The organism is Pseudomonas sp. PAMC 26793, from assembly GCF_000313235.1.
In the GTDB taxonomy this organism is placed as follows: Bacteria; Pseudomonadota; Gammaproteobacteria; order Pseudomonadales; family Pseudomonadaceae; genus Aquipseudomonas; species Aquipseudomonas yamanorum.
Genome location: NZ_AMXG01000038.1, coordinates 396153 through 416476, shown reverse-complemented (window position 1 = coordinate 416476; position 20324 = coordinate 396153). Strand labels below are relative to the sequence as shown.

The window sequence follows — 20324 nt, the reverse complement described above, 5'->3', positions numbered from 1 at the left end:
GCCCTCCTTTAGCGCCCAACTTTTATGCCCAGGAGACCTCACATGCCTGACTTCTCTGGCTTGCCGCTGGTCATCGAGCCCAGTGACCTGCTCGGTCGCCTTGATGCCGAACACCTGATCCTGGTGGACCTCACCAGCGCCGCGCGTTACGCCGAAGGGCATATCCCTGGCGCACGCTTTGTCGATCCCAAACGCACCCAACTGGGCCAGCCACCGGCGCCGGGCCTGCTGCCGGGCAAGGCCGATCTTGAAAAACTGTTCGGCGAACTGGGCCACACCCCGGATGCCACCTACGTGGTGTACGACGACGAAGGCGGTGGTTGGGCCGGGCGATTCATCTGGATGCTCGATGTGATCGGCCACCAGAAATATCACTACCTCGACGGCGGGCTGCTGGCGTGGCTGGAAGAAAAGCACCCGCTGTCCACCGAAGTACCGGCCAGCGCCGGCGGCCCGGTCAGCCTGACGCTGCATGAAGAACCCACCGCCACCCGCGAGTACCTGCAAAGCCGCCTCGGCGCTGCCGACCTGGGCATCTGGGACGCTCGTGGCCCGCTGGAATACTCCGGGGAGAAAGTCCTCGCGGCCAAGGGCGGACACATCCCGGGCGCGGTGAACTTCGAATGGACCGCCGGCATGGACAAGGCGCGCCAACTGCGCATCCGCCGCGACATGCCACAGATCCTCGAAGACCTCGGGCTGACCCGCGACAAAGAAATCATCACCCACTGCCAGACTCACCACCGTTCTGGCTTCACCTACCTGGTGGCCAAGGCGCTCGGTTATCCGCGAGTCAAAGGTTATGCCGGTTCCTGGGGCGAATGGGGCAACCACCCCGACACCCCCGTTGAGATTTAAGGTTTAAGGACAGTTAATGAAAAAGCAGTTGTTCATCCTCAGCCAGTACTTGCTGCCCCACCACCTGCTGTCGCGTCTGGCCGGCTGCATTGCCGAATGCCGCGTGCGCTGGTTCAAGAATGCGTTCACCAGCTGGTTTGCCAAGCGTTATCAAGTGGACATGTCCCAGGCCCTGGTTGAAGACGTGACCGCCTACGAGCACTTCAACGCCTTCTTCACCCGCGCGTTGAAAGAGGGTGCACGGCCGCTGGATCAGACCCCAGGCGCGGTGTTGAGCCCGGCCGATGGCGCGGTCAGCCAGTTGGGCCCGATTGAACATGGCCGGGTGTTCCAGGCCAAGGGCCACAGCTTCAGCGTGCTGGAATTGCTGGGTGGCGATTCGGCCGTGGCTGCGCCGTTCATGGGCGGTGATTTCGCCACGGTCTACCTGTCGCCGAAGGACTACCACCGGGTGCACATGCCACTGGCCGGCACCCTGCGGGAAATGGTCTACATCCCTGGCCGCATCTTCTCGGTAAACCAGACGACCGCCGAAAACGTGCCAGAGCTGTTTGCACGTAACGAGCGTGTTGCCTGCATTTTCGACACTGAACGTGGCCCGATGGCGGTGGTGTTGGTGGGCGCAATGATCGTGGCATCGATCGAGACCGTCTGGGCGGGCCTGGTAACACCACCGAAGCGCGAGCTGAAAACCTTCCGCTACGACGAAGCTGCCCGCGGGCCGATTCACCTGGAAAAAGGCGCGGAGCTGGGACGCTTCAAGCTGGGTTCGACGGCGATCGTGCTGTTTGGGCCGGACCAGGTGAAATGGTCGGAAGCACTGCAGGCGGGAACGCCGGTGCAGATGGGCCAGGGCATGGGTTTGCCGAAAGCCTGACCTAGCGATCATTCCCACGCTCTGCGTGGGAATGCATCCCGGGACGCTCCGCGTCCCAACCTCAAAATCGGACGCGGAGTGTCCAGGGCGGCGTTCCCACGCAGAGCGTGGGAACGATCTTCAGAGCTGACCGTCGCGGTCGCGGAAGCCCAACAGGTACAACACCCCATCCAGCCCCAGGGTCGAAATCGCCTGCTTGGCCGATTGCTTGACCAGCGGCTTGGCGCGAAACGCCACACCCAACCCGGCAATCGCCAGCATCGGCAAGTCATTCGCCCCATCGCCGACCGCAATGGTCTGCTCCAGACGCAATCCTTCCTTGTGTGCCAACTCCCGCAGCAGATCAGCCTTACGCTGTGCGTCGACAATCGGCTCTACCGCCACGCCCGTCACCTTGCCGTCCACCACTTCCAGCTCGTTGGCGAACACATAGTCGATGCCCAGCTTGGCCTGCAATTGCTTGGCAAAGTAGGTGAAGCCGCCTGACAGGATCGCGGTCTTATAGCCCAGGCGCTTGAGTTCGGCGAACAGGGTTTCAGCGCCTTCAGTCAGGCGCAGGGACGCACCGATGGAGTCCAGCACGCTCACATCCAGGCCCTTGAGCAGCGCCAGGCGCTCCTTGAAGCTGGCACGGAAATCCAGCTCACCGGCCATGGCGCGCTCGGTGATTTCCGAGACTTGCTCGCCCACACCCGCAGCCTTGGCCAATTCGTCAATGACTTCGGCTTCGATCAGCGTCGAGTCCATGTCGAACACCGCGAGGCGGCGATTGCGGCGGAACAGTGAGTCTTCCTGGAAGGCGATATCGACGTTCAGCTCCTGGGCAACGCTCAGGAATTCGGCACGCAGGGCCTGAGGATCTGCCGGCTCACCGCGTACGGAGAACTCGATGCAGCCCTTGCCCTTGTCCGCTGGCGTGTCCAATGGCATGCGACCCGACAGACGGTCAATATGGTCGATATTCAAACCGTACTGAGCCGTGATCGAACTGACACGCTGCAATTGCTCCGCCGTCACCTTGCGGGTCAACAGCGTCACAATGTGGCGTTTCTTGCCCTGGCCGGCCACCCAGCTCTGGTAATCCTCTTCGGACACCGGGGTGAAACGCACCTGCTGATCGAGCTTATACGCCGTAAACAGGATGTCCTTGAGCACGGACGAAGCCTGCTCGGTGCTGGGAATTTCCACCAGGATGCCGAACGACAGCGTGTCGTGAATTACCGCCTGGCCGATGTCGAGAATGTTCACACCACCCTGGGCCAGAACACCGGTAATGGCTGCGGTGAGACCCGGACGGTCCTCACCGGTGATGTTAATCAGGACAATTTCGCGCAAAGCGCACCCCCGAGCTGGAAAAAAACCGCATTCTACCCACTTTCAGTGACCATCGGGCACAGCCAGCGCTTTGCCGGTCTTGGGCCTGTCGCTATACTGCGCGTCAACTTCACGGACTAAAGAGCCGAGCTTAAGTGAACCGGCCCACGCCAGTAAAAACCGATAACTTCTTCCTGCTGATCTTCCGGGCACTGCGCCACCGCCGTGTACCGATCGCATTACGCATCGCCAGCCATAACGTGATCCTGGTCGCCCTGGCCCTGGTCATCTACGCCTGCGTGATGGGTTTGCAGTTCAAGCAGGCCATGCACGAGCAAGCCGACGCCCTGGGCGAGAGCCTGACCACCCAGACCGCCACCTCGGCGACTGAGTTGTTGGTGTCCAACGACATCCTCAGCCTCAACGTGCTGCTCAACAACCTGACCAAGAACCCGCTGGTGGCCCACGCCGCTATCTATAGCGTGGACAACCGGATCATGGCCGAAGCCGGGCAACGCCCGAAAAACGGCCTGCTGGGTGAAGCCGAAGGCCTGTACCAGAGCAATATCACGTTTCAGGACGTGAAGGCCGGCCAACTGCGCATCAGCCTGGACATGCAACAGTTCCAGCAGCCGATGACCATCAGCCTGCAAAGCATGGGCATCCTGAGCGCGATCCTGCTCGCACTGTCCCTGGCCTTGAGCCTGCGCCTGGGCCGGCATATCTCCACGCCACTGATGCAACTGCGTATCTGGCTGCGGGACATCGACGAGCACACCCCGGCCACCGACCGCCAGGACGAAATCGGCGACCTCGCCCGCCAGCTGCACACCAGCTTCGCGCCGGAGCCTGTGGTGCCCGAGGTTGAACCCGAGCCCGAGTTCGACGACACCGAGTACGAAGACGACGAGCCCGAGTTTGAAGTGCGCAACCTGCGCGACCCGAGCTTCGACGAATCCGCGCCTGTGGCAGGTCTCAAGCCGGCAGCCCGCCATGTGATCAAGGCCGAAGAAGACGAACTGGACGAAGAAGACCCATTCGCCGATCTTCGCGACAACTCAGCCCCAACCACCACCGTGCCGCAACCGGCACCTGTGCGCAGCACCCAGCCCCAGCACAGCGCCGTATTGGCCGTGCAGTTGGGCGCACAGGACCAGCTGCGCCGCTTGCCGCGAGCACGCCTGACCGAGTTGCTGGAGCGCTATCGTGATTGCCTCGACCAGGCGGCCTCGCTGTATCAGAGCGAGCTGCACACCCTGAACGATGGCAGCACGCTGATGCTGTTCCACAGCGAAGACAGCGGCGAAGACTACCTGACCAACGCCATCTGCTGCGGTGAGCTGCTGCGGGCCTTGGGCCATGCACTGCAAATCGAAGTGGCCGACAGCGGCATCACCTTGCAGTTGCAATTGGGCCTGACGGTAGGCGGCGATCTGTATGGCATGAGCCAGATTGATCTGCTGCTGACCGAGATTGCCCAGGACGCCCTGGCCTTGTCGCAACACAGCCGCAACCTGCTGCTGGTGGAACGCAAGATCAGTGACGACGTGCTGATTCGCCAGCGTGCGCGGATCCGCCCGATTGCCAGCCCTGAGGGTGCGTGCTGTGTGGAGCGGTTGATGGAGCCTTACCCGTCGATGCTTGAGCGCCAACTGGCGCGGATGCATGAGACGCGGGCGAAGAACTAAAGAACAACGCTGAACCCCTGTGGGAGCGGGCTTGCTCGCGAAAGCGGTGTATCAGAAACACATTTGGTGACTGACACTCCGCTTTCGCGAGCAAGCCCGCTCCCACACTTGATCTGCGAACGACTCAGATCCCGCATAAACAAAAAAGGCCCGCTCATCAGCGGGCCCTTTTGTTGGTCTGTATTCAGGTCAGAACCTGAACACTTCCATATCCGTACGAATCGGCACGGCCATCGGCATCTTCGGCTTTTCCGGTGCCGCCGCCTTAGGCTGCGCCGGAGCCTGTTTGCGTGGTGCCTCTGCAACCGCCGGCTGATTGGCCAATGGCTTGAGAGCGACGGACAGCTGCTCAGCCAAACGTTGCAACAACACACCCTGGGCCTGGACCTGGGACGCGGTGCTGCCGGCGTGCTCTTCCTGCAGGTGCACGATGCGGTTATCCCGCACCTGGCCACGGCGGTCGATCAAGCGCCACTGTGCGTCGAGGATAGCAGGCTGCGAAACACCCGAGTCCAGCCGCGTAATCGTCAGCAGTACCTGTACGTCCGGGGCAAAACCCAACGGCGCCGGCGCCAGGACCACACGCTGGCTGTCCAGATGGCCCGCCACCTGACGCAACATCAACTGATTGATGTCGGACGAAAGGCTACCGGCCCAACGGCCATCGGTGGAACCTTGCAGGCTGCCGTCGTTCTGACGTTGCAGCAGGGTTTCACGTTGCAGGTAGTCAGCCACCACAACAGGGCCAAGCAATACGGCCATGCCGGCACTTTGTGCAGGCTGAGCCGGACTTCCACTGTCCAGCTGATACAGCGACACAGGTTGATGTGTGCTGCAACCCGCCAGGCCCAAAACGCCAGCGAGCAACAAAAATAAAGGAAGGCGCGGAGCAGTCATCATCCCATCCAGGTGGCTGCCACAAGGCGAACCACAATGTAATACTCAAAAATAACCTGTACGCGCTCAGCCACGCCGGCGCTGGAAAGGCCATATCATCCGTGAATATGCGCCATGACTCCAGCGCGAAAGCGTCGATCTACGGGTTAAATCGTAGATCGGGCGCTCTATATCGCCTTAAACGGGCGTTTCCACCAGTAAAGCGTCCACTCGCTGGAAGCCGCGCGGCAGTTTATTGCCGCGACGACCCCGCTCACCCTTGTAGTGCTCAAGGTCGTCAGGGCGCAGTGACAACGTGCGCTTGCCGGCCTGCAACACCAGGGTCGAGCCTTCCGGGATCACGGCGATGTCGGTCACGTACTCTTCGCGACTGGCCACCCGCTCCCCGGGGATACCAATGATCTTGTTGCCCTTGCCTTTGCCCAGCTGCGGCAAATCGCTGATCTTGAACACCAGCAGGCGCCCTTCGGTGGTCACCGATGCCAGCCAGTTGCCTTCACGGTCTTCCACCGGACGCGGCAGGATCACCTTGGCGTTGTTCGGCAGGCTCAACAACGCCTTGCCCGCCTTGTTCTTGGCCTGCAGGTCTTCACCCTTGACCACGAACCCGTAGCCCGCATCGGAGGCGATGACGTACAGCGAATCATCGTCCGGCAGCAGCACGCATTCAAAATTCGCACCCGGCGGCGGTGTCAGGCGCCCGGTCAACGGCTCGCCCTGCCCCCGCGCCGACGGCAACGTATGCGCCGGCACCGAATAACTACGACCGGTGGAGTCGATAAACACCGCAAACTGGTTGGAACGCCCCGCCGCCGCAGTTTTGAACCCGTCGCCAGCCTTGTACGACAGGCCGGTGGCGTCAATATCATGCCCCTTGGCCGAGCGAACCCAACCCTTTTCCGACAGAACGACGGTAATTTTCTCGTTGGGCAGCAGCTCGGTTTCGGTCAGGGCCTTGGCTTCGGCACGCTCGACAATCGGCGAACGGCGATCATCACCATAAGTTTCGGCATCCTTGATCAGCTCGGTGCGCACCAGCTTCTTCAGCTTGGCTTCGCTGCCCAGCAGGGCCTGGAGCTTGGCTTGCTCCTTGAGCAACGCGTCCTGCTCGTCCCGCAGCTTCATCTCTTCCAGACGCGCCAACTGACGCAGACGGGTGTCGAGGATGTAGTCAGCCTGGATTTCGCTGAGCTCGAAGCGCGCGATCAGCTCGGCCTTCGGGTGCTCGGCGGTACGGATGATGTGGATCACTTCATCCAGGTTGAGGTAGGCAATCAGCAAGCCGTCCAACAGGTGCAGGCGGCGCTCGACCTTGTCCAGGCGGAATTGCAGGCGGCGACGCACGGTCTGCACCCGGAACTCCAGCCACTCCACCAGCAATGCCCGCAGGTTCTTCAACTGCGGCTTGCCGTCCAGGCCAATGATGTTGATGTTGACCCGATAGCTGGACTCCAGCTCGGTGCTGGCGAACAGATGCTGCATCAGCACTTCGTGGTCGACCCGGCTGTTGGTCGGGATGATCACGATGCGGCACGGGTTCTCGTGATCGGACTCGTCACGCAGGTCGGCGACTTGCGGCAGCTTCGACGGCTTGGCCTGCATCAACGCAGCAATCTGCTCCAGCACCTTGGCGCCGGATACCTGGTGTGGCAGCGCGGTGACGATGATGTCGCCGTCTTCGATGTGGTACACGGCGCGCATGCGCACCGAGCCTTTACCGGTCTGGTAGATTTTCAGCAGATCGGCGCGAGGCGTGATGATTTCCGCTTCAGTCGGATAGTCCGGGCCCTGAATGTGCTCACACAACTGCTCGACCGTAGCCTTCGGCTCATCCAGCAAGCGCACGCACGCGCTGGCCACTTCCCGCAGGTTGTGGGGCGGTACGTCAGTGGCCATGCCCACGGCGATGCCGGTGGTGCCATTGAGCAGGATGTTCGGCAAACGTGCCGGCAATACCAACGGTTCATCGAGGGTGCCGTCAAAGTTCGGCCCCCAGTTGGCCGTGCCTTGGCCCAGTTCGCTGAGCAGCACTTCCGAATAACGCGACAAGCGCGCCTCGGTATAACGCATGGCGGCGAAGGACTTGGGATCATCCGGCGCACCCCAGTTACCCTGGCCGTCCACCAACGTGTAGCGGTAGCTGAACGGCTGCGCCATCAGCACCATGGCTTCGTAGCACGCCGAGTCGCCGTGGGGGTGGAATTTACCGAGCACGTCACCGACGGTACGCGCCGACTTCTTGTGCTTGGAGTCAGCGTCCAGGCCCAACTCACTCATCGCATAGATAATGCGCCGCTGTACGGGCTTCAGGCCGTCGCCGATATGCGGCAAGGCACGGTCCATGATCACGTACATGGAGTAGTTGAGGTAGGCATTTTCGGTGAAGTCAGCCAGCGACCGGCGTTCAACGCCGTCTAAGCTGTCTGCAAGGATGTCACTCATGCGGGCCTCATCATTGTTTGGTCTGGCGCAGCAGCAAGGTGCCACTGCGCTGGGTAAATTCAAGTTGTTTCAAAGCACTCATGCCCAGCAATACCTGTTCGTCGCCCAATCCCGGTACCACTATGGCGCGCACGTCCTGAAGGACGATATCGCCCAGTTGCAGGCGGCCCAGCTCGGTCCGGAAGCCTTGGGTTCGCCCGTTGGCAGTACTCACGCCAACCGGCATGCCGCGTTTAAGCCCGAGACGGTCGGCCAATTCAGCCGGAACCGCCACGTCGGTCGCCCCGGTGTCGAGCATGAATTCCACCGGCTGACCGTTGATCTGGCCAGTGGCGACGAAATGCCCTTGGCCGTTGCCCAGCAGTTTTACTTCGATGTAACCCTCGTGTTGCTCCGAGGTGACTACGGCATTGGGATTTTGCTGACGCGCCTCCCACTGCCCAAAAAATCGTGTGGCCAAAAACAGGCCGGCGCCCCAGGCCACGAACATCAACACCCGTCCGGCGCGCTTGCCGGGTGGCTGGGCGCTCATGGCTTGGCGCTCCAGCCACCCGCAGGGGCGGCGAAACGATAGACCATCGGCCGTTTTTCACCATCGGCGCGCGGCTTGAAATTATTGTCGATGCCGATCCAGGCACCGTCTGCGTCTACCACCAGGGCTTCAGCCAAGCCGTACGCCTGGGCGTAACGCCGATTCGGCGTCAGCGCTTCATCGGCAAACGACCAGCACAACTCCACCTTGGCCGTGACCGCGTCCCGGCGACACACCTGAAACGCATTGCGTTCCAGGGTAAACAGCTTGCCATTGAACAGTGCCAGGTCGGCAAAGTCCTTCGACACCGCCTTGGCCCCCGGGAATTGAGCCGGCTGCATTTCCTGGCCGGCCTCACTCAGCAATACACAAGGGCCGTCGCAATCCCAGAGGGTTTGCGGGCGCTTGATGGAAATCAGCCCGCGCCGCTCACGTTCGGCCGCAAGCCAGATTTGATTGCCTTCAGGATTCACCGCCAAGCCTTCGAACAACGCATTGAAGTGCAGCAACATGCCACTGGCCCGAGCCTCTCGCACCATGCCCGGGGCGATCTTCAGCCACTCTGGCTCACCGGTCACCGGCACTTGCAGCACCGCCGCGTGGGCTTCGCTGACGATGTAACGGTTGCCCGCCGCATCGCAGCTGATGCCTTCAAAATCCAGGTCGCCACCGCGAATCAACGACGCCGCCTTGGTGCGTGAGCGCAAGCCAAAGGGCAAGCCGGATTCCGGCACCGGCGGCACATTGATCTTCACCGTTTCGGCCTGCCAGGTATCGGCACTGATATCGAGCCGGTAGATCTGGTCGTCGTCGCGGTCGGATACCGTCCACAACGCCTTACCGCACACAGCCAGGCCCGACAGGTTACCGCCGCGCATGCCTTCCACCGGGTGTTCCGACAACAGCTTCAGCTCAGCCGCAGGCGCTGCGGCCACCGAGGTGGCCGCCAACCCGCTCAACAACAGTATCGCCAGGGCGAAACCGCTGCGCATCAGCCCAGAACCTCGGCCAGGTTGCCCTTGGACTCCAGCCAGTTCTTGCGATCCGGCGCGCGTTTCTTCGCCAGCAACATATCCATCATTTCCGAGGTAGCGGCGAAATCTTCCAGGGTCAATTGCACCAGGCGCCGGGTGTTCGGGTCCATGGTGGTTTCCCGCAATTGCGGCGGGTTCATCTCACCCAGGCCTTTGAATCGGGTGACCTGAGGCTTGCCGCGTTTCTTCTCGGCCACCAGGCGATCGAGGATGCCATCACGCTCGGCTTCGTCCAGGGCGTAGAAAATCTCCTTGCCCAAGTCGATGCGGTACAGCGGCGGCATGGCGACGTAGACGTGACCGGCATCCACCAACGGGCGGAAGTGCTGGACGAACAGCGCGCAGAGCAAGGTCGCAATGTGCAAGCCGTCGGAGTCGGCGTCGGCGAGGATGCAGATCTTGCCGTAGCGCAGCTGGCTCATGTCCGCCGCGCCCGGGTCGACACCGATGGCCACGGCGATGTTGTGCACTTCCTGGCTGGCCAGGACTTCGCTGCCGTCGACTTCCCAGGTGTTGAGGATCTTGCCGCGCAGGGGCAGGATCGCCTGGAATTCCTTGTCCCGCGCTTGCTTGGCGGAGCCACCGGCGGAATCACCTTCCACCAGGAACAGTTCGGAACGCATCGGGTCTTGCCCGGCGCAGTCCGCCAGCTTGCCCGGCAGTGCCGGGCCCTGGGTGATGCGCTTGCGCTCGACTTTCTTGCTGGCCTTCAAGCGGCGGCCAGCGTTGTTGATCGCCAGCTCTGCCAGGGCCAGGCCCAATTCAGGGTGTTCGTTGAGCCACAGGCTGAAAGCGTCCTTGACCACACCGGAGACAAACGCCGCAGCCTCACGGGACGACAGGCGTTCCTTGGTCTGGCCGGAGAATTGCGGCTCCTGCATCTTCATCGACAGGACGAACGCGATTCGCTCCCAGACGTCTTCCGGCGCCAGCTTCACGCCGCGGGGCAGCAGGCTGCGGTACTCGCAGAATTCGCGCATGGCATCCAGCAAGCCCTGGCGCAAACCGTTGACGTGGGTACCGCCCTGGGCGGTGGGGATCAGGTTGACGTAGCTTTCCTGAACGCTGTCGCCACCTTCAGGCAGCCAGAGTAAGGCCCAGTCCACCGCTTCTTTATTACCGGCGAGGCTGCCGCAGAACGGCTCGTTGGGCAGGCGTTCGAATTCGCTGACGGAGTCTTCCAGGTAGGAGCGCAGACCGTCTTCGTAATGCCATTCGACCTTTTCGCCGGTGCCCTTGTCTTCAAAGCTGACCAGCAGGCCCGGGCACAGGACAGCCTTGGCCTTGAGCACGTGCTTGAGGCGGCTGATGGAGAATTTGGGTGAATCGAAGTATTTCGGGTCCGGCGCGAAGTACACGCTGGTGCCGGTGTTGCGCTTGCCGACGGTGCCGATCACTTCCAGGTCGGTGGCTTTGTAGCCATCGGCGAAGGTCATCTGGTACTCGTTGCCGTCGCGCTTGACCTTGACCCGCACATGGTTCGACAGGGCGTTGACCACGGAAATACCCACACCGTGCAAGCCACCGGAGAACTGGTAGTTCTTGTTGGAGAACTTGCCGCCGGCGTGCAGCTTGGTGAGGATCAGCTCGACGCCCGATACACCCTCTTCCGGGTGAATGTCCACCGGCATGCCGCGACCGTCGTCGGACACTTCCAGGGAATGGTCGGCGTGAAGGATGACTTGTACCGACTTGGCGTGCCCGGCCAAGGCTTCGTCGACACTGTTGTCGATGACTTCCTGGGCAAGGTGGTTCGGCCGACTGGTGTCGGTGTACATGCCGGGGCGTTTGCGCACCGGGTCGAGGCCCGAGAGGACTTCGATGGCGTCGGCGTTATAAGAGCTAGCGCTGGGAGTGGCCATGGGGTCTCGTCGTGAGTCGTTCGATTAAAAAGTAACCTGCGGTTTCACAATGCGGTGAAATCGAAGGATTGGTACTGATCTGCGCCAATGCCGGCAAAACTCAACAGCGCCGGTAACTGTTGGGCGAAGCCCTGGTAACCATGGTCGCCACCGGCCTGGATGCGCAAGGCACAGGCCCGGTAATACTGCTGGGCGAGCCGATAATCCAGTGTTTCATCGCCGGTCTGCAACCATACCTGATAACGCTGGGCGTCCTGGGGCGCCGGCACTTCCAGCTCGGCCAGGGCCGCAACGTGGTCGTGGGTCAATTCCCAGGTCTCGTCGGTGTAGAGGTTCTTCTGGGTGCCCAGGTAACCGTCGAACATCCGATGAGGGCTGACTGCCGGGTTGACCAGCAAGGCGTTGAGGCCATGGCGCTCGGCAAGATGGGTTGCATAGTAGCCCCCGAGGGAGCTGCCGACCAGCAGTGGCCTTCCGAGGTCACGGATAGCCGCCTCCAACTGGGAGATCGCCTGGCGGGGGTGATGATGCAGGGCCGGCACGCGCAACTGGTCGGCCAGACCGAGGCTGTCCATCACGGTGATCAACTGGCTGGCCTTGTTGGAGGCGGGTGCGCTGTTGAAGCCGTGGATATACAAGATCGATGCGGACATTCCGGGTCCTCTGTGGGTCAGCCAAAGAGGCGCAGTTTACAGGGAAATCTCAGTAGCCGTTGCTACCGTAATCCACCTGGAACGCAAAGCCCTGCACCCGTTCCACGCCGGTTTCCAACCGTCCGTCGGCATGCAGGCGCAGCCAGCGATAACCGGGCGCTTCCTCGCTCACCTTGAAGTCCTCGCTGCCGGGGGCGAACTGGATGCAGGTGGACGGCGACGCCAGCAGACGCACGCCGTTGCGTTCGCGGTCGATTTCCTGATGCACATGCCCCCAAAGCACCGCCCGCACCTGCGGGAACCGGTCCAGTACCGCAAACAACGCCTCAGGATTACGCAAACCGATGGGCTCCATCCAATCACACCCAATCGACACCGGATGATGGTGAAAACACACCAGATGATGCCGAGTCGGCGCCTCACTCAACGATTGCGCCAACAGCTGCAGTTGCTGGTCCTGCAAATACCCCGGCACCGAGCCGGGCACCGCCGAGTCCAGCAGGGTGATGCGCCAGTTGCCCACATCCACCACCGGCTCCAGCAAGGCACTGTTGATCGCCGCTTGCAGCATCACCTGCGGCTCATCGTGATTCCCAGGAATCCACCGCGCCGGCGCTTCAATCTGCCGGGTCATCTGACGAAACGCCTGGTAGGACTCCAGCGTGCCGTCCTGGGACAAATCCCCGGTGGCCAGCACCAGCTCAATCTGCGGCTGCTGCGCCAGCACCAACTCGATCACCCGTTGCAGGCTCTCGCGGGTTTTCATGCCCAGCAGCCCGCCGTCCGCCTCGGCAAACAGGTGGCTGTCGGACAACTGCACCAGCAACGCCGAAGCGTCAGGGTTCAAGGCGGATACGCTCGGCAAGGCGTTCTCCCAGGGCGTGATCACAGGAATGGACATTTGAGGCGATTATGCTGGGGCAGGACACAAAGAGGAAACCCGTGAAGCGGACGCAGTTCACATCTATCGAACGACTTCGAACTCGTGGCCCAGGGCCAGGCAGTGGCTCAACCATTCGCCGAGGAACACATTGAGCTGTGCTTTCTCATCGGGCTGGTGCATGAACACATTGGGGTAAGGATAGATGCTGCGAAAGCGTCGTGCATGTTCGGCGCTGATCACTTCGGCCATGCGCGCGTCGTGGTACACCTGCACTTCCAGCTGCGGCACCGGCAGCCACGGCAGGCTGTGCTCCTGGCGCACCCGCAGGGTGGTGGTGTACGGGCAGTTCACGATCACTTCCAGGGTCAGCACGCCGAGCATCTGGTCGCCGTGGGTCACGGCAATGCGCCGCGCCTCGGGGGTGTGGCGCATGTCCGGCAGCAGCCGCATGAGCCGTGCATAGTTGGCCTCGCAGGCTGCTTGCAGCCCGATCAGGTCAACCCGATATCGCTCCCGTGCCTTTACTGCCATAACCCCCTCACTTCCGCGCGATTAAGCGCAAGCCATTGCAGGGCAATAATGCTCGCTGCGTTGGAAATTTTACCGTCACGTACCGCCTGCAGGGCGTCTTCAAAGGCCCAGACGGTGACGCGGATATCTTCAGCTTCCTCTTCCAGTCCATGGACGCCACCGGCCCCGGCGCTTTCGCAACGGCCCAGGAACAAGTGGACAAATTCAGTGCTGCCACCCGGCGACGGAAAGTACTTCGTGATCGGCCAGAGTGCGGAGAATGTAAGGCCAGCTTCCTCTTCGGCTTCGCGGTGTGCAACCTCCTCCGGTTGCTCATCTTTATCGATCAGGCCGGCAACCATTTCGATCAGCCACGGGTTGTCGGTACGGCCCATGGCGCCTACGCGAAACTGCTCAACCAGCACCACTTCATCGCGCTGCGGGTCGTAGGGCAGCACACACACGGCGTCATGACGAACAAAGACTTCGCGATTGAGCTCACGGCTCATGCCGCCATCAAACTTCTCGTGCCGCAGCTTCAGCCGATCCAGTTTGTAGAAGCCCTTGTAGGCATTGTCGCGCTGAACAATCTCGACCTTGCTCGGCGTCGATTTCGCTGTGTCCGTCATATCAACCCTCGTTTATTGCCTTGCGGTATCGAGGCGGCCTCGACATCGCGCCATCCTAACGCGCTCGAGCCCCTTGATGCAGCCCCTTTCCGGTTGCCGGGATAGACGGCGGGCGTCAAACTCACTCTAATCAGCTTAGTGGCGAACTGACTGCCTTGTCGGGAGTCGAAGCTCCACATTTTCACCTTTCCTCGATTTATGAAGGACACACATGTCGCTTTTAAAAATCGCCTCCGTGGCCTGTATCGCCTTGACCCTGGGTGCTTGCCAGAGCCTGTTCCAACCGAGCTATCTCAAGCCGCTGGACACCACCGCCGACGCCTCCGAGCAGATCAAACCCGGCTGCAGCAGCCCGGATTGCCCGCTGGTAAACATCGACACCGTGCACTTCCCGTCCGAGCCGCAGTTGGACCAGATCATCGAACAGCGCCTGCTGCAGATGGCCCGCACTTCGCCTGGCCAGGCCATGCCCGCCACCCTGAACGCCTACCGCGACAAGTTCTTGCGTGAGTCCCCTGACCGCAACAGCATGTACTTGCAGGCCAAGGTACGTGAGCAGCATGACGGACTGGTGATCATCGAAGTGTCCAGCTACCTGGACACCGGCACCGCCCACGGCGAGCCGGGCCGCGGTTTCATCAACTATTCGCGCCTGCTGCACAAAGAGCTGAGCCTGACTGACATGTTGCTGCCGGGCCAGGAAGAGGCGTTCTGGAAGACCGCGAAAGTCGCCCACAACAACTGGCTGATCAACTCGCAGATGGACCGTGACCCGGACTTCGTGAAGAACTGGCCGTTCCAGAAAACCCCGAATGTGGCGTTGACCAACAATGGCGTGGTGCTCAAGTACAACGTGACCACCATCGCGCCGTACGCATTGGGGCTGATCGAAATGACCATCCCCTATGCGCGCCTGACCGGCGTGATCAAGCCTGAGCTGGTGCCCGCACGCCACTGAAGGCCCGGCCCAGAATGAAGTGCAACAGCCCTGCCAGCACCAGCGCCGGCAGGGTTGCGCCGACATCAGGGTACAGATTCGCCAGCAGATGATAGGTGCTGATCCCTCCAAGCCACGCCAGCAGTGCCGGCCAGCGCAGGTTGCCGGCAACCCCGTGGCCACGGCGACGCAGGATGAAGTGATCCACCAGCACCACGCCAAACAGCGGTGCGAACACCGAGCCGATCAGCAGCAGGAAGTTCTGGTACTGCGCCAACGGCGCGAAGCAGGCGATCAGCGTGCAGATAACGCCAATGGCCAACGCCAGGTGCTCGACCTTCAAACGCAACAGAATTCCGCTGGACACCGCCGCCGAGTGAATATCGGCGAAGGCGTTTTCTGATTCATCCAGCAGAATCAGCAGCAGTGGAATCCCCAGGCCAGCCCCGGCCAATGCCAGCAGCAACGCATTCACTTCACAGCTCGGCGCAAACGCCAGGGTGTAGGCAACGCCCAGGCTCATCAGCCAGAAGTTACCGATGAAGAAACCCAGCGCCGTGCCGCCGAACACGTTTTTCGCGCGTTTGCCGAAGCGTGAGTAGTCGGCAATCAGTGGCAGCCAGGACAACGGCATGGCAATCGCGATATCGAAGCCAACGGCGAACGGCATCGAACCGTCACCGGCCTGAGCCCAGAGTGCAGCCAGGTCGGCCTTGGCGAACAGGTTCCAGGTCAGCCACAGGCAGGCGGCCAGCAGCAGCCAGATGCCCCATTTGCGCAAGATCTGCCGCACAAAGGTCAGCGGACCGCTGACGGCGAGCAAGGTCGCAAGCGCGCCGAATACCAGGGTCCAGAACAATGGACTGGTCAGCAGGCTGCCTTCGCTGAACGCGCGGGCGCCCAACAGGCTGGCGGCGTCGCGCATCACGATGATTTCGAACGAGCCCCAGCCTATCAGTTGCAGCAGGTTCAGCAGCGCCGGCAGGCTTGCGCCCTTGGTGCCGAGGCTGAGTTTGAGGGCAGCCATGGAGGACAGGCCGGTGTCGCTGCCGATCACGCCCACGGCGGCCAGCAGCAGGACGCCGACCAGGGTGCCGAGGAAGATCGCCAGCAACGAGCCGGACAGGCCCAGGCCCGGCGCCAACAGCGCGCCGGTTTGCAGGACCATCAGGCCGATGCCCAGGGAAAACCACAAGGAGAAGAGATCGCGGGCGCCGAAGACGCGTTTGTCGGCGGGCACCGCGATGTCTGGGGAATAGGTGCTGGGTTGAATGCTCAAGGGTGTTATCTCAGAGGGACATGATCGTTCCCACGCTCTGCGTGGGAATGCCGCTTTGGACGCTCTGCGTCCGCTTTTGTGACGCGCAGCGTCACGGGATGCATTCCCACGCGAAGCGTGGGAACGATCATCGGGTTCAGACCTTTTTGTACAGCTGACTACCTTCCTGCTTGAACCGCTCCGCCTGCTCCGCCAGGCCCTTGGCCACGTCCACGTCCACCGCTTCAATGCGCTGGTTGGCCGCGTACTCACGCACTTCCTGGGTGATTTTCATCGAGCAGAATTTCGGCCCGCACATCGAGCAGAAATGCGCGACCTTGGCCGAGTCCTTCGGCAAGGTTTCATCGTGGTACGAACGCGCGGTGTCCGGGTCCAGGCCCAGGTTGAACTGGTCTTCCCAGCGGAATTCGAAGCGCGCCTTACTCAATGCGTTGTCACGAATCTGCGCCCCCGGATGCCCCTTGGCCAAGTCCGCCGCATGCGCTGCGATCTTGTAGGTGATGATCCCGGTCTTTACGTCATCCTTGTTCGGCAGGCCCAAGTGTTCCTTCGGCGTGACGTAGCAGAGCATCGCGCAACCGAACCAGCCGATCATCGCCGCCCCGATACCCGAGGTGATGTGGTCATAACCCGGCGCGATGTCGGTGGTCAGTGGGCCGAGTGTGTAGAACGGCGCCTCGTCGCAGCACTCCAGCTGCTTGTCCATGTTCTCCTTGATCAACTGCATCGGCACGTGGCCCGGGCCTTCGATCATGGTTTGCACGTCGTGCTTCCAGGCGATCTTGGTCAGTTCGCCGAGGGTTTCCAGTTCGCCGAATTGTGCGGCGTCGTTGGCGTCGGCAATCGACCCCGGGCGCAGGCCGTCTCCCAGGGAGAAGCTGACGTCGTAGGCCTTCATGATTTCGCAGATTTCGTCGAAATGGGTGTAGGTGAAGTTCTCTTTGTGGTGCGCCAGGCACCACTTGGCCATGATCGAGCCGCCACGGGAGACGATGCCAGTGACGCGCTTGGCGGTCAGCGGCACATAGCGCAGCAACACGCCGGCGTGGATGGTGAAGTAGTCGACGCCCTGCTCGGCCTGTTCGATCAGGGTGTCGCGGAACAGCTCCCAGGTCAGGTCTTCAGCGGCGCCGCCGACTTTTTCCAGGGCCTGGTAGATCGGCACGGTACCGATCGGCACCGGCGAGTTACGGATGATCCACTCGCGGGTTTCGTGGATGTGCTTGCCAGTGGACAGGTCCATCACCGTGTCCGAACCCCAGCGAATGCCCCACGTCAGTTTCGCCACTTCTTCTTCGATGGACGACCCCAGGGCGCTGTTGCCGATGTTGCCGTTGATCTTCACCAGGAAGTTACGGCCGATGATCATCGGTTCCAGTTCGGTGTGGTTGATGTTGGCCGGGATGATCGCGCGGCCGCGGGCGATTTCTTCGCGCACAAATTCCGGGGTGATGATTTTCGGTACGCTGGCACCGAAGCTGTGGCCGGCGTGTTGCTGGTCCAGCAGGCCGGCGGCACGGGCTTCTTCCAGCTTCATGTTTTCGCGGATGGCGACGTATTCCATCTCGGCGGTGATGATGCCTTTGCGGGCGTAGTGCATTTGCGTGACGTTAGCCCCGGCCTTGGCGCGGCGCGGGTTCTTCACGTGGGCGAAGCGCAGCGCGGTCAGCTCGGCATCGCTCAGGCGCTGTTGGCCGAAGTGCGAGCTCAAGCCCGACAGGCGCTCGGTGTCGCCACGGGATTCGATCCACGGCGAACGCACATCGCCCAGGCCCTTGCGCACGTCGATGATCACATTGGGGTCGGTGTAGGGGCCTGAGGTGTCATAGACCACCACGGGCGCGTTGATTTCGCCGCCAAAGTCGGTGGGGGTCACATCAAGGCTGACTTCACGCATCGGCACGCGGATATCCGGACGGGTGCCCTGGACGTAGATTTTTTGCGAGCGGGTAAACGGCTGCACGGAACCGGAGTCGACCTTGGCCGATTCGCTCAAGTGCACGGTGTTTTTTGATTTTTGGCTTTTTAATTCGATGCTCATCACGGGCTCTCCAACTATCCAGGTGGTGGATTTTTGTCGGAGCGAACCTGTGACGGATGGACGCACTGTGACAGTGCTGTGCTTGGCGCACGGGCTGTTCGATTGTCGAACAACATCCCGGACGAAGCACAAGAGGACTCGCCGGGTGACGAGAAATCTTGTTCCCTACGCAGGCGCTAACCTGATCAGGTTCAACGGGATCCGGTATTTACCGATCTCAGCCTTCCAACAAGGCACCCCGACAAGAACGCGGCCAGTCTAGACCATGGAGCAGGCAAATTGCCAATGACGGTGCATTCATCGTGATGAATGGCGTAATTACAGGATTGTTGTGCCGTGATAGCGCCACTACACTCGGTGACTGCTCAAGGTCTTGACGCCAGGAATGGGCCGCCTTAGCCTTGGGCTCCAAATTATCGCCGTAATATTTACTCTAGGGATCGCCTCATGCTGCGCAAACTTTCACTGGCTCTCGCCGTGTCTTGTGCGACCAACGGACTGGTCTGGGCAGCTGAAGCGCCCCTGACGACCAAAACCGACCTGGTCAGCGTCTACCAGGAAGCGGTGGACAACAACGCCGACCTGGCCGCCGCCCGCGCCCAATACGGCGCGCAGAAAGAAGTGGTGCCCCAGGCCCGCGCCGGCTTGCTGCCGAACCTGTCGGCCGGTGCCGACATCAATAATGTGCGCACCCAGCTGGACCAACCCGCCGCCACGGTCAACCGCGACGCCCATTCCTGGCGTGCGACCTTGAGCCAGCCACTGTTCCGCGCTGATCGCTGGTTCCAGCTGCAAGCCGCCGAAGCAGTCAATGAACAGGCTGCACTGCAACTCTCGGCCACCGAACAGAACCTGATCCTGCAAAGCGCCGAAAACTACTTTGCCGTACTGCGTGCCCAGGACAACCTGGCCTCGACCAAGGCCGAGGAAGCCGCATTCAAGCGCCAACTGGACCAGTCCAATGAACGCTTTGACGTGGGCCTGTCGGACAAGACCGACGTGCTGCAATCCCAGGCCAGCTACGACACCGCCCGCGCCAACCGGATCCTGGCCCAGCGCCAGGTGGACGACGCCTTCGAAGCGCTGATCACCCTGACCAACCGCCAGTACAACTCGATCCAGGGCATCGTCCACACGCTGCCGGTGCTGCCACCGTCGCCGAACGACGCCAAGGCCTGGGTCGAAACCGCCGGCCGCCAGAACCTGAACCTGCTGGCCAGCAACTACGCGGTCACCGCCGCCGAGGAAACCCTCAAGCAACGCAAGGCCGGCCACGCGCCGACCCTGGATGCCGTGGCGCAATATGAAAAAGGTGACAATGACGCCCTGGGCTTCAGTAACCCGAGCGCCTTTGGCCAGCCTTATCACGGTGACGTGTCGCAACGCACCGTGGGCCTGCAGTTGAGGATTCCGCTGTACAGCGGCGGCCTTACCAGCTCGCAGGTGCGCGAGTCCTATTCCCGTCTGGGCCAGACCGAGCAGCAGCGCGAAGGCCTGCGTCGCCAGGTGGTGGAAAACACCCGCAACCTGCACCGCGCGGTGAACACCGATGTGGAGCAGGTGCAGGCGCGCCGCCAGTCGATCATCTCCAACCAGAGCGCGGTGGAAGCCACAGAAATCGGTTACCAGGTGGGTACGCGCAACATCGTCGATGTGCTGGACGCCCAGCGCCAGCTGTACACCTCGGTACGCAACTACAACAACAGCCGCTACGACTACATCCTCGACAACCTGCGGTTGAAGCAGGCGGCGGGCACATTGAACCCGGGGGACTTGCAGGATCTGGCGCGGTATTTGAAGGCTGACTACAACCCGGACAAGGACTTCCTGCCACCGGACCTGGCCAAGGCGGCTGCGGCGCAGTTGAAAGCTAACCCCGGTTATTGAA

Annotated in this window: 17 protein-coding genes and 1 riboswitch; of the genes, 5 read left to right on the top strand and 12 right to left on the bottom strand. The window is 61.6% G+C overall.

What is annotated here, in order from left to right; all coding sequences use genetic code 11:
- Window positions 1-42 precede the first annotated feature (42 nt).
- Window positions 43-858, top strand: a complete 816-nt coding sequence (gene rhdA, locus D109_RS0119340; protein ID WP_017478329.1) for a thiosulfate sulfurtransferase — start codon at window positions 43-45, stop codon at window positions 856-858.
- Between the two features lie 16 nt (window positions 859-874).
- Window positions 875-1735, top strand: coding sequence for an archaetidylserine decarboxylase (gene asd / locus D109_RS0119335; protein WP_017478328.1), 861 nt, complete (start codon window positions 875-877; stop codon window positions 1733-1735).
- Window positions 1736-1855: 120 nt separating this feature from the next.
- Here the strand turns inward: asd and serB are convergent, their stop codons facing one another.
- A complete protein-coding gene (gene serB, locus D109_RS0119330; protein WP_003217536.1) occupies window positions 1856-3070 on the bottom strand; it encodes a phosphoserine phosphatase SerB in 1215 nt (404 codons plus the stop codon).
- Window positions 3071-3204: 134 nt separating this feature from the next.
- On the opposite strand from serB, the gene D109_RS0119325 reads away from it, so the two are divergent.
- Window positions 3205-4737 (top strand): AhpA/YtjB family protein, encoded by a 1533-nt coding sequence (locus D109_RS0119325; protein ID WP_017478327.1) that lies wholly within the window; start codon window positions 3205-3207, stop codon window positions 4735-4737.
- 189 nt (window positions 4738-4926) lie between these two features.
- On the opposite strand, the gene D109_RS0119320 is transcribed toward D109_RS0119325, so the two are convergent.
- From D109_RS0119320 to D109_RS0119280, 9 genes are all read right to left on the bottom strand, one after another.
- Window positions 4927-5634, bottom strand: coding sequence for a membrane integrity-associated transporter subunit PqiC (locus tag D109_RS0119320; protein ID WP_026078082.1), 708 nt, complete (start codon window positions 5632-5634; stop codon window positions 4927-4929).
- Window positions 5635-5811: 177 nt separating this feature from the next.
- A complete protein-coding gene (gene parC, locus D109_RS0119315; protein ID WP_003217539.1) occupies window positions 5812-8076 on the bottom strand; it encodes a DNA topoisomerase IV subunit A in 2265 nt (754 codons plus the stop codon).
- A gap of 10 nt (window positions 8077-8086) precedes the next feature.
- On the bottom strand, window positions 8087-8608 hold the full coding sequence (locus D109_RS0119310; RefSeq protein WP_017478325.1) for a TIGR02281 family clan AA aspartic protease: 522 nt from the start codon (window positions 8606-8608) through the stop codon (window positions 8087-8089).
- On the bottom strand, window positions 8605-9600 hold the full coding sequence (locus D109_RS0119305) for an esterase-like activity of phytase family protein (protein ID WP_017478324.1): 996 nt from the start codon (window positions 9598-9600) through the stop codon (window positions 8605-8607). Before D109_RS0119305 ends, D109_RS0119310 begins: the two co-directional genes overlap by 4 nt.
- Window positions 9600-11504: a DNA topoisomerase IV subunit B gene (parE, locus tag D109_RS0119300; RefSeq protein WP_003209518.1), complete on the bottom strand. Its 1905-nt coding sequence runs from the start codon at window positions 11502-11504 to the stop codon at window positions 9600-9602. The genes D109_RS0119305 and parE overlap by 1 nt, the downstream gene beginning before the upstream one ends.
- Before the next feature lie 44 nt (window positions 11505-11548).
- Window positions 11549-12157, bottom strand: a complete 609-nt coding sequence (locus tag D109_RS0119295; RefSeq protein ID WP_017478323.1) for a YqiA/YcfP family alpha/beta fold hydrolase — start codon at window positions 12155-12157, stop codon at window positions 11549-11551.
- Between the two features lie 49 nt (window positions 12158-12206).
- Window positions 12207-13022 (bottom strand): 3',5'-cyclic-AMP phosphodiesterase, encoded by an 816-nt coding sequence (cpdA, locus tag D109_RS0119290; protein ID WP_026078081.1) that lies wholly within the window; start codon window positions 13020-13022, stop codon window positions 12207-12209.
- Between the two features lie 99 nt (window positions 13023-13121).
- Entirely contained in the window at window positions 13122-13571 is a 450-nt protein-coding gene (locus tag D109_RS0119285; protein WP_003209507.1) for a DUF1249 domain-containing protein, read from the bottom strand.
- Window positions 13562-14179 (bottom strand): NUDIX domain-containing protein, encoded by a 618-nt coding sequence (locus tag D109_RS0119280; RefSeq protein ID WP_017478321.1) that lies wholly within the window; start codon window positions 14177-14179, stop codon window positions 13562-13564. The genes D109_RS0119285 and D109_RS0119280 overlap by 10 nt, the downstream gene beginning before the upstream one ends.
- A gap of 211 nt (window positions 14180-14390) precedes the next feature.
- Here D109_RS0119280 and D109_RS0119275 point away from each other — a divergent pair, with 211 nt between their 5' ends.
- Entirely contained in the window at window positions 14391-15137 is a 747-nt protein-coding gene (locus tag D109_RS0119275) for an RsiV family protein (RefSeq protein ID WP_017478320.1), read from the top strand.
- On the opposite strand, the gene cytX is transcribed toward D109_RS0119275, so the two are convergent.
- Both cytX and thiC read right to left on the bottom strand, forming a co-directional pair.
- Window positions 15106-16395 (bottom strand): putative hydroxymethylpyrimidine transporter CytX, encoded by a 1290-nt coding sequence (gene cytX / locus D109_RS0119270; protein WP_017478319.1) that lies wholly within the window; start codon window positions 16393-16395, stop codon window positions 15106-15108. The genes D109_RS0119275 and cytX overlap by 32 nt on opposite strands.
- Before the next feature lie 136 nt (window positions 16396-16531).
- On the bottom strand, window positions 16532-18436 hold the full coding sequence (thiC, locus tag D109_RS0119265) for a phosphomethylpyrimidine synthase ThiC (protein ID WP_008439122.1): 1905 nt from the start codon (window positions 18434-18436) through the stop codon (window positions 16532-16534).
- A gap of 145 nt (window positions 18437-18581) precedes the next feature.
- Window positions 18582-18687, bottom strand: a riboswitch (TPP riboswitch).
- A gap of 196 nt (window positions 18688-18883) precedes the next feature.
- Here thiC and D109_RS0119260 point away from each other — a divergent pair.
- Window positions 18884-20323 carry a TolC family outer membrane protein gene (locus tag D109_RS0119260; protein WP_017478318.1) on the top strand — a complete coding sequence of 480 codons (1440 nt, stop codon included), beginning with the start codon at window positions 18884-18886 and terminating at the stop codon, window positions 20321-20323.
- Window position 20324 lies beyond the last annotated feature (1 nt).